Source organism: Acinetobacter sp. C26M, from assembly GCF_023702675.1.
Classification (GTDB): domain Bacteria; phylum Pseudomonadota; class Gammaproteobacteria; order Pseudomonadales; family Moraxellaceae; genus Acinetobacter.
The window spans coordinates 3,525,911-3,540,993 of the sequence record NZ_CP098478.1 but is presented as its reverse complement, the minus strand read 5'-3'; the positions used below and the strand labels follow the sequence as shown (position 1 = coordinate 3,540,993).

General features: G+C 42.1%; 7 protein-coding genes. 4 read left to right on the top strand and 3 right to left on the bottom strand.

Translation table 11 applies throughout. The annotated features are described in order from the left end of the window. Window positions 1-95: 95 nt before the first annotated feature. Complete coding sequence (pap, locus tag NDN11_RS16275) at window positions 96-1,514, top strand: polyphosphate:AMP phosphotransferase (protein ID WP_167250370.1); 1,419 nt, start codon at window positions 96-98, stop codon at window positions 1,512-1,514. 28 nt (window positions 1,515-1,542) lie between these two features. On the opposite strand, the gene NDN11_RS16270 is transcribed toward pap, so the two are convergent. Both NDN11_RS16270 and NDN11_RS16265 read right to left on the bottom strand, forming a co-directional pair. After that, window positions 1,543-2,790, bottom strand: coding sequence for an MFS transporter (locus NDN11_RS16270; protein WP_502801378.1), 1,248 nt, complete (start codon window positions 2,788-2,790; stop codon window positions 1,543-1,545). A gap of 233 nt (window positions 2,791-3,023) precedes the next feature. Then, window positions 3,024-3,530, bottom strand: coding sequence for a hypothetical protein (locus NDN11_RS16265; RefSeq protein ID WP_251110226.1), 507 nt, complete (start codon window positions 3,528-3,530; stop codon window positions 3,024-3,026). Window positions 3,531-3,713: 183 nt separating this feature from the next. Between NDN11_RS16265 and NDN11_RS16260 the strand changes: the two genes are divergently transcribed. The 3 genes from NDN11_RS16260 to recD all read left to right on the top strand — a co-directional run bounded on the left by NDN11_RS16260 (window position 3,714) and on the right by recD (window position 12,950). Beyond that, on the top strand, window positions 3,714-7,382 hold the full coding sequence (locus NDN11_RS16260) for an exodeoxyribonuclease V subunit gamma (protein WP_251110225.1): 3,669 nt from the start codon (window positions 3,714-3,716) through the stop codon (window positions 7,380-7,382). A gap of 3 nt (window positions 7,383-7,385) precedes the next feature. Beyond that, window positions 7,386-11,099: a UvrD-helicase domain-containing protein gene (locus NDN11_RS16255; RefSeq protein ID WP_251110224.1), complete on the top strand. Its 3,714-nt coding sequence runs from the start codon at window positions 7,386-7,388 to the stop codon at window positions 11,097-11,099. 99 nt (window positions 11,100-11,198) lie between these two features. Then, window positions 11,199-12,950: an exodeoxyribonuclease V subunit alpha gene (gene recD / locus NDN11_RS16250; RefSeq protein WP_251110223.1), complete on the top strand. Its 1,752-nt coding sequence runs from the start codon at window positions 11,199-11,201 to the stop codon at window positions 12,948-12,950. A gap of 704 nt (window positions 12,951-13,654) precedes the next feature. On the opposite strand, the gene NDN11_RS16245 is transcribed toward recD, so the two are convergent. Then, a complete protein-coding gene (locus NDN11_RS16245; protein ID WP_251110222.1) occupies window positions 13,655-14,953 on the bottom strand; it encodes a serine hydrolase domain-containing protein in 1,299 nt (432 codons plus the stop codon). Window positions 14,954-15,083: the final 130 nt, after the last annotated feature.

Below are 15,083 nucleotides of genomic sequence, written 5' to 3'. Positions count from 1 at the left end.
CAATCTACACAAACTGTACAAGGGTTATTCTGGGATCAATTCAGTTTTGGCTATACTGATTTTTAATATTAATAATGAGCCGCTTAGAGCAACAGATGAGTAAACAACAGCCAATATTTGAATTACGTGATGAAGATGAACTTTCTTTAGAGCTGATTGAAGCACAATACGCCTTAAAAAATAGCCGTGATAAGAAAAATGCCAAAAGTGTGTTGGTTTTAGTCAGTGGAATTGAACTCGCAGGAAAGGGGGAAGCGGTTAAACAATTACGAGAATGGTTAGATCCTCGCTATTTACGTGTTAAAGCAGATGCACCACAGTTATTGTCAAATAATCAAACTTTTTGGCAGTCCTATACCCGTTTTATTCCTGCAGAAGGGCAAATCGTGGTAATGTTTGGTAACTGGTATAGCGATCTTTTAACCACCGCGATGCATGTGTCCAAACCTTTGGATGAAAACCTGTTTGATGCTTATGTTGAGCAAATGCGGGCATTTGAACATGACTTGCAAAATAATCACGTTCATATCGTCAAAGTTTGGTTTGATTTATCGTGGAAATCGCTACAAAAACGTTTGGATCAGATTGATGCATCTGAGCAGCGTTGGCATAAGTTACATGGTTTAGATTGGCGTAACAAAAAACAGTACGATACTTTGCAAGGCTTGAGTCAGCGCTTTACCGATGACTGGTATATTGTCGATGGTGAAGATGAAAAGTTACGTGATCAATGCTTTGCGCAGTATTTACTACAGACTTTACAAGAGCTGCCTGAGCATCAAACCAAAGTCACACAGAAATGGCAACAAGCTGCGATACCAAAAGCGTTACTTGAACCTGAAAAAGCCAGTTTAGAAAAACAAGATTATAAAGATGAGCTGAGTAAGCTGACCAAGAAAGTGGCCGATACTTTACGCTACGATGAACGGAAAGTAGTGATTGCCTTTGAAGGGATGGATGCGGCAGGTAAAGGCGGTGCGATTAAGCGAATCGTGAAAAAACTCGATCCGAGAGAATATGAAATTCATACTATTGCAGCGCCTGAGCGCTATGAGTTACGCCGTCCTTATTTGTGGCGTTTCTGGAGCAAATTGAATGACGGTGGCAAGATCACCATATTTGACCGTACTTGGTATGGTCGAGTATTGGTTGAGCGGATTGAAGGTTTTGCTTCTACGGTTGAGTGGCAACGTGCTTATAATGAAATTAATCGTTTTGAAGAAAACCTGGTAGATAGCCAAACGGTGATTGTTAAAATCTGGCTGGCAATTAGTAAGGATGAGCAAGCACTACGCTTTAAAGAACGTGAACAAACACCACATAAACGTTTTAAGATTACTGAAGAAGATTGGCGTAACCGCGATAAATGGGATGACTATCTCAATGCGGCAGCAGATATGTTTAAACGAACCAATACTGACTATGCGCCGTGGTATGTGATTGCGACGGATGATAAGTATTCCGCACGAATTGAAGTATTAAAAGCGATTCTAAAACAACTCAAGGCGGATTAATCCACCTTGAGTTGCTACTGTATTTAAATTAATTGTTATTGGCCAGTTGTGCGTTATAGCTACGCTGTTGGCGGAAAATGATTAAAGTGGCAATCAAACTGGTGATCGCGGCAAACATCAGCCAAAAGGCGGGCATGCTTTTATTGCCTGATGTTTGCACCAGAAAAGTGGCAATCATTGGGGTCAGCCCACCAAAAATCGAAGTGGCAAAACTATAGGCAACTGAGAAACCAGCAATGCGAACCGAGCTTGGCATCATTTCAGCCAATGAAACCACCAATGCACCATTATAGAAGCTATATAACAATGAGAACCACAATAACACCATCAACATATGTGACAGGCTAATGGTATGGGTGAGCCAAGTCAGTAATGGATAAGCACTAATAAAGATGAGTATCGTGGTCGCGACTAATAAGGGCTTACGGCCAAATTTATCGGAGAGATGCCCACCGATCGGCAATAAGATAAAATTACTCAGCCCTACCATAATTGTAGCAATTAAACTTTCGCTACGCGTTAAATTCAAAACCTCTTTACTATAGGTTGGGGTATAGACCGTAATGAAGTAGAACATGGTAGTGGTGGTTGCCACCATACATACACCTGCCAACACAATTTTCCAGTTTGCAGCTAAGGTGCTAAGAATCTGTCGTGTCGTTGGATGTTCTTTTCTAGAAGCGAAAGCTTCTGTTTCAACTAAGGATTTACGCAACCAAAAAATAAAGGGAATGATGGCACAGCCGACAAAGAATGGAATGCGCCAAGCCCAAGCATCCACCTGCGCTTTAGTGAACACCACACTGACGATATAACCTAAAATGGCTGCAAAAATGACGGCAACTTGCTGACTTGCCGATTGCCAACTGGTAATAAAACCGCGGTTATGTGGTTCCGCAATCTCAGCTAAATAAACCGAAACACCTCCTAACTCAACTCCTGCGGAGAAGCCTTGAGCTAGGCGACCAACGAAAATAAGCACAGTCGCGGCAAAGCCGATACTGGCATAACTGGGGGTGAAAGCGATGATTAATGAACCGAAAGCCATGATGCTCAAGGTCACCATCAGACCACGACGACGACCAATACGATCGACATAAGGGCCAAGCACCAGTGCACCGATTGGACGCATGAGAAAACTGACGGCAAACACCAGAAAGGTTTTCATCAGTGCGGCATAGCTACTGTCTGAATGAAAAAAGGTTTCACCTATGGCTTGTGCATAGAGTCCGAACAGAAAGAAGTCGTATTGTTCAAGGAAGTTCCCGCTGGTCACGTTAAAAATTGAACGGACCCGAGAAGGGGATTGGCTATTTTGCACAATGACGCTCCATCATCTATTTATCATCGAGATGTGGAGGTTAAAAATACAATCTTTATCAAAGCTTAAAAAATTAAGTGAATATTAACGTATTTGTGTGGTTTTTTTATTGATCTGTTGCATCACTGTAAACATCTGCATTTTACAGTGATGTGTAAACGAGCCAAGTTGAGTCAAGCATTTTAATTTTAAGCCACAATGGTACTACGGCTTTTCTGCTGAATACGTTTGGCAAGGTTATAGCAATCTTGCACATGTGCTTCCGTGATTTTACGCATCATGAAGTAGCCTAAACTGGCCGCAACAAGTTGCCCGCCTAAAGGAATAAATTTAGTCACTTGCTTGGTCGCGATTTTGGTAAAGAAACCATTAAATGATTTTTTCATGGCAGTGCGTGCCACCACAAAACCTGAAAACTCAAAACCACGTTTACGCAACTCATCCCAGTGAATTTTTTTGGTTTCAGGATCATAAACACTGATATGTTCGGGTGCTAAGCCAAAACGTGCATTAATATCTGGAATGATTTGTGTCAGCATGCCCAAGTCGACGACAACATCAAAAAATGGAATGGGTACAATGGCTGCACCTGCTGACCAATAGGCACGCTTCTTGGCGAGTTCCAAACATTCATCGCGAATCTGTTCCAAGTTTAAACTTGGGTCAATTGAATCAGGAATTTTTTCAATTTTCATAAAGTTATACCTAAAGTCTATCCCTTGATAGTACATTCAATCGTATTGAATGGTGAAATTCAAAACAATTTTTTTATTGGATTGTGTGTTTAGCGTGACATAGTGATCTGAAGTTGTATAGTGATGATGATGGGCATTTTGGTAGAGCAAAATGGTGATTTATTAATGGGGTTAAATTAACGCATGGGTATTCATGTTATTCAAAGTCAACGCCTTGACGTATTATTGCAAGGTGTGATGGCATCAATCACTCAGCCGAGTAGCTCGCCCTTTCAGGTATTTAAAACCCAGCATTTTATTGTCCCGAGTCCAGCACAAGAACAATGGCTGACCCAAAAAATTGCAGAACAACAAGGCATGACTGCGAATTACCAATTCCATCAGCGCATTCGCGGTTTTCAATGGTATGCCTACCAGCAAGTTTTGGAAAATAAGGAGCAAGTCCGTAAAGCCAATATTCCACGCTTGATTTTAAAGTGGCGTATTCATCAAGCGTTACAGCCTTTCATTCAACCTGAACAGAATACTGTTGCGAATGAGCACCCCTTATATTCGATTGTGCAACGGATTTATGACAGCGCAGACCAATTACAACAAGGCACAGAAAAACAGCTTAAAAAGCAGAGCATGTTGTATTGGATCGCTGAGCAGGTTTCGCAACTTTTCAGCAACTATATGATTTACCGTGGTCACTGTCAGCGCGCCTGTCAAGGCAATTGTACATGTGCAGGTAACTGGCTATCGGCTTGGGGACAAAATCGTACTTTAGATATTGAACAACTGATTTCTAAAACAGACCAGCAAACCTCGGCATTTAGCTTACAGCAAACTGAACAGTTGGAAGCTTGGCAACGTTGGTTATGGCAACATTATTTCCATGATGATTTTGTCGAAATACAACGTATTGATGCTGACTTTTGGCAACATTTAGAGAGTGAAAAAACACGTCAGCAGGCCTTGGCCCAATTACCTAATCAGGTAATTGTATTTACGATTTTAGACTTACCGCCGAGTCAGCTGCAATTTTTACGTCGTTTAGGACAGTATCTAGATGTGGTGATTTTGCACTATAACCCATCGCAAGAATATTGGGCTGACAGTGTCGATCCACTCTGGAAAAAGCGTTATGACTTGGGGGTGAAAGAGCGATACATCGCCAAACATCCCAATGCCAGCGATACAGAGATTGCGGCATTCTTTGACAGTTTCAGTTTAGGTTTTAATGCTTTAAATCGTGAATCTCGACATCCTTTACTGACACGTCTAGGTAAACAGGCGCGGGATCATTTTTCCTTATTGTCACAACTGGCAACGGGAGAAGAGGGAAAGTGGGTCGATGCCTTTGTAGAGCAGTTTCCCGAAACGTTACTTGGAAAGGTCCAATCTGATATTTTCTACTTAGCTGAACCTCAATCTCAGCAATATGAACTTGCACCTGAGGATGAGTCAATTCAGATTCATGTTTGCCACTCTAGTGTGCGACAGCTTGAAGTATTAAAAGAGCAGTTGGTACATTGGTTGTCTCAAGCAGATGCTACACCGCGTCGCCCAAGTGATGTGCTGATTTTGACCCCGAATTTAGCTGAACTGGAACCTTTGATTCGAAGTGTTTTTCCAGCTGTGGCAAATGAACATGAGGTTTTTCTGCCAGTTAAAATTGCAGGGGTGGCACAGCTAGATGCCTTAAATGCTTGGCGTGCAGTACTTGGACGTTTGCAATTGACCCAAGGACGATTCAGTCAAGATGATTTTGCAGATTGGCTCAATCTTGCTGCAACTCAACAACGCTATGGGCTGGATTACACACAGGTACAGCGGATTTTAGCATTACTGAATGAGGCTGGTTTTAAGCGTGGTTTAGATGCTGAACATTTAAAACAGAGTCTCAGCGCTGAGGACCAAGACTACCGCTATAGTTTTAAATTTGCCTTAGATCGTTTGGCGCTCGGCATTGCCGTGCCAGCCCATGTGATGGTGCAGGACATTTTAAGTTATGCCTCAGTTCAACCGAGTGATTTTGAACTGATCGGGATTTTGATTCAGATTTATCAGGAGCTGTCTGCACGGCGTGACTGGTTGGTAGTACATGAGCAAGGACAGCGTTTGCCAGTTGAAGTCTGGTTGCAACGAATTAAACAGGATGTGCAAGAGTTCGAACAAACTGACGTTGTTGCATTAAAAGCTGTACGAGAAATTATTCAAAAACAAGAACGTATGCTGACCTTAGCCAACTATTATGGCGATGCTGATACGCAGTTAGGGCAAATATCTTTGCCTTTACCTTATATTGTTGAGGAAATTCAACGCACACTAGAAAGCCAGTCTGCACAAGTTGAACCCACGGGACAAATCACTTTTAGTCAGATTGGTCAAATTCGCCCGATTCCGTATCGCCTCATTGTGTTATTGAATTTAGATACGGGTAAATTCCCGAATCGGGACAGCCATATCCCCTTTGATTTGATGGATGTGTTACGGCAGCAATTAGGTGATCGTTCTCGTTTGGAAGATGATCAGGGGGCATTTTTAGATGCAATCTTGTTGGCGCAAGAGCAGGTTTGGCTGTTTTATAATGGCTTTGATATCAATGATGGTGAGGTTAGAGAGCCATCCAGTGTGTTGCAAGGGTTCCGCGAGCATTTGGCTTTGATTGTAAAGCCAACCCTCTCTAAATCTCTCCCTGAAGGAGATACTTCATTTGAAGAAAGTTTTCCTTTATCAGAAGCCGATTTAGCCGGGTTGGATGCTTTGCAAGTCCCAGCACAGCTTTATCCGCTATATCACTTACATCGTCTACAACCTTTTGATCCACTTGGTTTTGTTTCAGATCGCCCTGTGCGCTTTCAAGACCAATGGTTTAAGGTCGCCTCACAGATTCAGCAAACCAAAGGTGATCGACAAGCATGGGTTAATACGACAGTTGCTATTGAACAGAATGAAATGACCATTTTGGATAGTCAGCAATGGATTCAAGATGTCAGTTTCCCAGCACGATTGTATTTAAAAACTTTAGGGGTCGAAAATTTAACAGCCACTGAATTGGTCGATCAATCCGAACCTTTATTGCTGGATGGTTTGGGTAAATATGCAATTCGTCATTTTTTACAACAGCATGATGAAAAGCTCTCTCCAAGTGTCTTGCAGGACCAGTTACCCGTTGGAAAAGTCCAGCACAGTGCATGGCAGCAGAGTCGCTTAGAGCAACAACGACTGTTAGAGCGTCTGCAGTACTATGCACCAGTACCAACTGAAACTACACAACGTATTTGGCGTGTGTCTAAGCAGCTACAAATTGCTTGTGTGACACCGAAGCAACTCACACAAGACTGGGTCAGTCTTGATGCTTCCAGTGCGCGTGCGAAACGCTTTGCCAAAGTCTGGTTGGAATATCTGCTTTGGCTGACGGTATTGAATAGTGATACTGCCACGGATAAGCGGCGTATTGTGGTGTTTAGTGATCAGACCGTGATTTGTGAAGGACTAAGTTCTCAACAAGCGAAACACTATTTAGATGCATGGTTACAGCTTTGGCAAGATGCACAACAGCAACCTGTAGTCTTGCCTGCTGCCTTAGTGTTAAAGCCTTTAGAAAAGGGCAAGCAATATGAGTGGATTGAGTTGGATTCAACTCAGGTGTTAACTGAAGAGAGTCAAAAGCAAGTATTGAAGGACTGGAATGATACGGGTGATTTCTCTGGCTTTGACATGACTCAAAATGAGGCCTGCAAATTGCATCGAGATTGGCAGTTTATTTTGCAGGAGCAAGATACAACAGCTTTATTGCAGTATGCCTGCAACCATTACTCTTATGCCTTATATCAACCGATTTTTGAATTTTTACGGGTGGAGTAAGACATGAACCCACAGTATCCAGTGTCTTATCAGCCGATTGGTGATATTCAATTTGAAGGCTTGCATTTAATTGAAGCCTCAGCAGGGACGGGGAAAACCTATACACTTTCGAGCTTGATGGTGCGGATTTTCTTAGAAAAATATCTGCCCAATCAAGTGATTGCCACCACTTTTACCCGTGCCGCAGCGGCAGAACTCAAAAGCCGTATCCGTTTGCGTCTGGTCGAGATACTTGAGTATTTAGAACCCTTTCGTGATGTACTGGAACAGGACATTCAGGCACGAGCACTACAAGAGTCTGATCCGTTAAAACAGCAGGTCTTAAAAAACTTTGCACCACGAATTGCCTATGCCTGTGAACGGCTAAAACTGGTCATCGACCAGTTAGATGAATTGTTTGTCGGGACACTGGATAGCTTTAGCCAAAAGCTATTGCGCGAGTTTGCCTTTGAAAGTGGCAAAATCGAACGGGCAGAAATTACTGAGGATGCCAAAAGCTATACCCGTCAATTGATTCATGACGTGTTGCGTGAATGGATTCAAACCCAGCCGCAGCAAGTGATTAATGCCTTATATAGTGTGGGGGGACTAAAAAGTGTTGATCATTTTGTTGGGATGGTGGAAAGCTCACTGAACTTTAGTTCAGCCCAGTTTAAATTACCTGCCATGCCTGAAATTGAGTTGGCACAATTACAGCAGTGGCAACAACAAGCACAGCAGATTGACCTGAGCAGCTTGGTTGAATACTTTCAGTTAGACGGTGCATATTATGTGCATATTAATGGCGCTTCTTTCCGTAACAATGCCTTTCATAAACTGTTTACAGAGTCACTGCCGCTGTTATTAAAAGCACTCAACAGTCCTGACAATGTACAGGTTTTTGATGCTTACTTTGCCGACGCACGTGATGCAGTATTCAAGTTTTTAGACAAGTTTGAAGGGCAAAAGATTTTTAAGAAATGTCCTGCGGAAATTGCTGAGGGCTTTTACCAACATCCGAGCATTTTGCAACTGCAAAAGCTGTTTCAAGCTGTGCAGCAGACTCAGCAAGAATTTGAGCAGCTGCAAGTTTATCTAAAAGCTTATTTGTGTATTGAAGTCAAAAAGCGACTGCCACAAGTATTACAGCAAAAAGGCGAAACCACCTTTGCCCAGCAAATCAAAACTTTGTCAGAAGCATTAAAAGGAGAGCAAGGACAACGTTTTGCTGTTTTTGTCCAAGCTCGATATCCATTGATTCTGGTGGATGAATTTCAGGATACCAACCAAGATCAAGATGATATGTTGGCCAGTATCTGGCGCCATCCACAGCGTTACCAAAAAGGCTGCATGATTATGGTCGGCGACCGTAAGCAGGCGATTTATGGTTTCCGCGGTGGAGATATGCTGACCTTTCTGAATGCTTATCAGGATATTATGGCCAAACAGGGTCGTGAGTATAAGTTGGTGCATAACCACCGTTCGGTGAAAGAACTGGTTGAAGTGGTGGATGTGCTGTTTCAGCGTCAGATGGATTTTGGTGAGCAGGTTATGTATGACCCGATTCAAGCGGGTTCACGTCCACATCCTGCTTTGATTGAAAATGCACAATTTAATCCGCAACCTTTACGTTGGTTACAACTACAAGAAGGCAATGAGCAGGCCACACAGGTGGCATGGCAGATTCAGAACTTACTCAACCAATCATATTTAAAACAATTGTATTTAGCGGGTGATGTCCCGATTGCCATTGATGAAGATGATATTGCGATTCTTTCCCGTAGCCATCGTCAGCTGGATGAAGTGCAATATGTGTTAGAACGTATGGGGGTTCGGGTTAATCGGCCATCGAAACGCAGTGTGTTTGATTCCGTGATTGCTCAGGATGTCGGAGCTTTATTGACGGCATTGCTTCATCCATATGATGAAGCCAAACTCAAGCGGGCTTTACTGAGCCGTTTATTTGGATTTGATCTCACTCGACTATTGGCATTAGAGCAAAGTGCAGAAGGCTTGAGTTATTACATTCAGCAGTTTGATGACATTCGTGAAATGTGGCTGAATCAAGGATTTTTATCGGCATGGCAGCGTTGCTTAAATCAGTTTGGCCTTTGGCAGCAACTGGTTGCCACACAAAGTAAAGACAATGAACGTGCTGTGGTAAATTTACGCCACCTCACTGATCTCTTGAGTCAGCACAGTGAACATATACAAGGGATGCAAAATCTGTATCACTGGTATTTAAAACAATTAAATTCGCCAAGTGATCGTGATTGGGAGCTTGAACACAAGCTGTCCAGTGAAGCTGGTGTGCAACTGATGACCATTCATCAGTCCAAAGGCTTGGAGTTTAAAATTGTCTTTTTACTGGGGGCGAATAAGGCTTTTGCCGAAGTGCAGAAAACACTGAATTTTTCTACCACTGAAGTTCAATTACCAGAGACAGGTCAAATACGGACTCAACGTGTAGTGGCTGTGGCCGATAAAAACTTTTTACAGCAAACTGAATTGGATCAACACCAACAACGTGCTTTGGCTGAACAAAATCGTTTGTGGTATGTGGCATTGACGCGTGCTAGCCATCGTGTATATGCAGTGTTTGAACCTGAAAAAGGCGAAAAAAATAAGTTTTCAGGTTTGGCTTTTTGGAAGAATCATGGTGAAAATTTTCAGCATCTGTACAGCACAGACGCTGCTTTGATCTTAGAGCGACCACTGGCATTACAGGCACAGCAAGCTCAACAACAGCTTGCACTCTTGGCTCAGCCTTTACCTACACAGCGTTTTTATGCGCGCGGTAAAACCAGTTTTAGTTATTTGGCCCAGCATTTGAAACATAAGGCTACTCGGTCTGATCGTTTGGCGAATATCGATGCAGATTTTGAGCAGGCAGAAGATGAATTAAATCTTGTTGAAATGGATCAGACAGCAGGTGCTCAGCCGATTGCTTGGATTAAACAATTTTTCCCCAAAGGCACTTTGGCAGGCAATTTCCTGCATGAAATTTTTGAACAGATTGATTTTCAACAACCCCAAACATGGATTGAAGAAATTCGTCGTCGTTTTAAAAATACCTATCAAAGTTTATGGGTAGAGCTGTTGCAACAATATCAGCAGCATTTTCCTGAACAGGAGAATGAAGAGCAGCAACTGTATCAATGGATTGCTGCATGGTTAGCCGAAGTTCTAAAGACACCGCTCAATCAGGATTTTCAGTTACAGCAGCTACTAGCAGGGCAATATTTATCCGAATGTCCATTCTATCTGGCTTTATCTGATCGAGTACTGGCAATGCAACGTGTACAGCAGCTTTTTGTGGAATATGACATCGAAATGCCTGAACTGTTGGAAGCAAAGTCGGCTCGATATCTGAATGGTTCAATCGATTTGGTTTACTTCGATGGGCAGCGTTATCATATTGCCGATTACAAGAGTAATTATCTGGGTGCAGAGCAATTGGATTATCAGCAGGCTCAGATTGCTGAAAGTATGTCGCTGTCGAGTTATTGGCTGCAAGCAGCTTTATATTTGGTGGCATTGCATCGTTATCTGATGGTAAAACTGCAAAATTACGATATGCAGCAACATTTAGGAGGCGCATCGTATCTGTATTTGCGCGGGATGAATGGACAAGCTCAGCAGGGCTATTTCTATTGGAAACCTGAAGATGAGTTTATCTTACGTCTAGATGCGATTCTTGGATATTTCTCTGAGGATAAAACAGGGAAAATGGTGTAGATAAAGTGATTGAATTTAAATTAAACAAAAGCTTAGCTTGTGAATAACTCTGTTTATAACCTTGTGGACAAGCGTGTGGGTAAGTTTGAGGATAACTCTGTGGACAAACAAGTTGGTGATCAGTCAGCGCAAATGACATGGTTAAATATGTGGAGTAACTATCTCTCACAAGCACCATTTTCTCAAACTACTCAATCAGTTAACGCTGCACAAGTGTTGCAGCAACTGGTTGAAGCCAGTTTGCAAGGCGACAGTTGTATTGCAGCAGATACGACACAGATCGAAGCACTGGCTGATTTAGCAGTTTCTAGTGAAATTGCAGTGACTCAGGTTGCAGCATGTGTCTATGATCAGCAGGGCTTGGCATTATACCGATATTGGTCTTTAGAGCAACGCCTCGCTCAACAGATTTGCCGATTAAAGCGACAAACGATTCAGGTTGTTGATTCAGAAAATTATCAGGACTTACTCAGTGACGAGTACCAACAGGCTGCGTTAAAAATGGTACTGCAACAATGGCTGAGTATTATTACCGGTGGACCTGGTACAGGAAAGACCTATACTTTGGCGCGTATTATTGCAGCCCTTAACCAGACCATTCCTGATATTCGTATTGCCATGGCGGCACCAACAGGCAAAGCTGCACAACGGATGCAGGAAGCGCTACAAAACTCTTTTAACGATCCGAAATTATTAGATTCAGGACTTATCACCGAAGAGTTACGTAATCAAACTACCCAGACCTTGCATCGTTTATTGGGTATGGGCAACCGACAAATACCACGCTTTAATCAAAAACAACCTTTGCCTTATGACGTGATTGTGGTTGATGAAGCATCGATGCTGGATTTAAATCTTGCGACTTTATTATTTGAAGCTGTACCTGAACAATGTCGAATTATTTTGCTCGGTGATGCCAATCAATTGGCTTCGGTTGATGTCGGTTCAGTGCTTGCTGATCTACAGCAAGTGCCTGAATTAGCTGATAACCGAGTACAACTGCAAACCAGTCGCCGTTTCTCTGGTGACGCGAAGATTGGGCAATTGGCTCGATTTATTCAGGCTCAGTCGCATTCAAGTGAACCTGATTTAGTGCTATCAAAGCTAGAGATGGAAATCGTTAAAGCTGAATCTTTACAGGCGATTACGCTCAGTAAAGATATGCCAGACCTGATTCAGTTGGAGTACTTACCAGATCAGCAGCACGTTGATATCGAGTCCTATCAACAGAAATTAATGGAAGGATTTCAAAGCTATGTTGATGCCTTAAAAGGTTATCGCGATGCAGATGAGCCAGCAGCATATATTGAGCAGGTAATCCACGCTTTTGATGACTATCGAATATTAACTGCAGTTCGACATGGACAATTGGGCCTTGAACAACTCAATCGTTTTGCAGAGCATTGGCTCAATCAGCAACTGAAACAAATTACGGTGGGTGATTGGTATATCGGGCGACCTGTAATGATGACGTATAATGACTATCAGCTTGGAATTTCTAATGGTGATATTGGCATTTGTTTTAAACACCGTAGTCAAGCTCAGCAATTTGAAGTATTTTTTCCAAGCTTAAATAAATGGATTGCAGCGCATCGACTACCGCGCAGTATGCAAACGGCATTTGTTTTAACGATTCATAAATCGCAAGGTTCGGAATTTACCCATACGGCGATCGTATTAGATGCTCAAGCCGAAAAATTATTGAGTCAAGAGTTGATCTATACCGCAGTTACCCGTGCTAAAAAAGCAGTGACTATTTTGGCGGATCCTAAGGCCTTGCAACAGGCATTGACGATACGGACTGTTCGTCGGAGTGGTTTAGTGCAAAAGATCAATTTGAACAGATTGTGAACTTATTCTTTAGAATTCACTATTTTGTAAGTAAAGGCTTACAAGGATTCGAGATATTGTCGCTAGAGCAAGCGCAAGGTTTTTGAGATTATGTACACACAAAGAGCCTAGCACGGAAAGCTAGGTAAATCGCAAAAATATAATAATAACGTCGTATGACAGCGAACTTACAGTGAAGTAAGTGATAAAAGAGGAAACTTACAGCCGCTAAGCCTTGTAGTTTTGGGAGAGACTACAGGGCTTTTTTATTTTTATATCAAAATTTACTATCAAATCAACATAATCCATATACTTATTAAGGTATTCTGAGAAAAGATGAAAATTCATGCTTTCAGAATACAAGTCTATTTCGCTTCAATTAAAGGATCAAATAAAAGGAAGAAATATAAAACTTATTGTCTGACAATTTTTTGTTATTATTAAGTTAAATGTTATACAGACTTGTACGTTTTTTCTTACACAGAGATAAGAGAAATGCTATTTTTCTCCATAATCTAATCTGACAGAATAGTCGGTATAGGGAGAACGAATAGCAAGAGAAAGAATAATAAAAGAGAAGGACGTGGAGTCTGCATTCAGAGGGTTTGAATGGTATAGGAAAAAAGAATAAAACATAATAAAAATGAAGAAGAATGATAAGTTCAAGCGCAAAAGCCCAAGTTCAACTTGGGCTTTTTTGTGCGTGTGATTTTGGAGTAGAGACCTTAGACCAAATCTGTTTCGGTACGGTCAGTTGCGAACAATGAACGACGTTGATTTCTTGGAATCTTTGGGCAGTTGGTCGAGATTTGATAAAGTGTTTTTGCCAAGGCAGGTAAGTGAGTGCCCACTACCGATTTGCCTGTGGTCAATAGCGATACACTAATATCACGTTCAGGGTCAGCCCAACATAGAATATTTGAAAAGCCAATATGCCCAAAAGCTTGTCCTGTCATTGGACCAAATAAGCCGACAGGATTACTGCCAAGCATTGGACCCAAGGCATAGCGCATTGGTGCTAACAAGGTACGATCTAAGCTAACACCAGAGGTTGGAAGGGTTGAGCGGAATACCGTTTGAGCACTCATAATTTGTTTGCCCTGATATTCTCCGCCACTGAGGAGCATTTCAAAGAAGCGACCTGCTTGTTCTGCACTGGTATAGATGTTGCCAGCTGGGCAAATGGTATCCATGAAACGGCTATCATTGGTGACATCGACTGCAAGTTGTAGACCACCACCGAGTACATGATTGAGATAATGATCCGTTCCTAAACTTGGATGAATCCCTGTGGCATAGTTTAGGGCAACATCAGCACGATATTCAGGTTTTAAACCATAGTTGAAATAGTCCAGGCCCATTGGCTTTTCAATATTTTCAGCTAAAAACTCACGAACGCTTTGACCTGTTACACGTTGCACGATTTCACCGAGAATATAACCCGCAGTGACAGCATGGTAGGCAAGATGTGTACCAGAAGGAGAAACGGGTTTGGCTGCACAGAGCAGTTTTAATATATCTTCTTGGTTAAATAAAAGCTCAGGTGTGACTTCAGTGTCGATACGAGGAATACCACCACGATGGGAGAGTAGATGAAATATCGTGGCACGACGTTTACCATTGACGCCATATTCAGGAATGTAATAACTAATTGGATCAAGTAAATTGAGGTCACCACGTTCATCCAGCATATGAATCAACATCGCTGTGACCATTTTGGATGCCGAGAACAGGCAGACAGGTGTATCTGGGCTACCAATTTTGGCATCGGTCGCTAGACCATCCGGGGAATTGCCTTGCGCATAGCCAATGCTGCGATTTAAAAGAATTTGCCCTTGGCGGCGTAAACATAAAGTAATGAGGGGGTAATTGCCTGTTTTATATAGACCTTCAACGCTGTTCCATATCTTTTGAATTTGTCTTTCAGTCATGCCCCCCGATTCAGTCGCAACTTCATCTTTACTGCGAATCACTTGATTCAAGTCTTGTGGTACATAACAGGTATTGGTTGATAAAATTTTCACGATTCCCTCGCAATATTTTCGTTTTCTTTCTTCTCTGTCATAAATTGAAAACAGAACAAGGGTAGTGTGCCTATTTTGTTTAATGCTGTCAGCTGCCGAAATGCCAGCAAATAGAAAACATTTTTGCAAT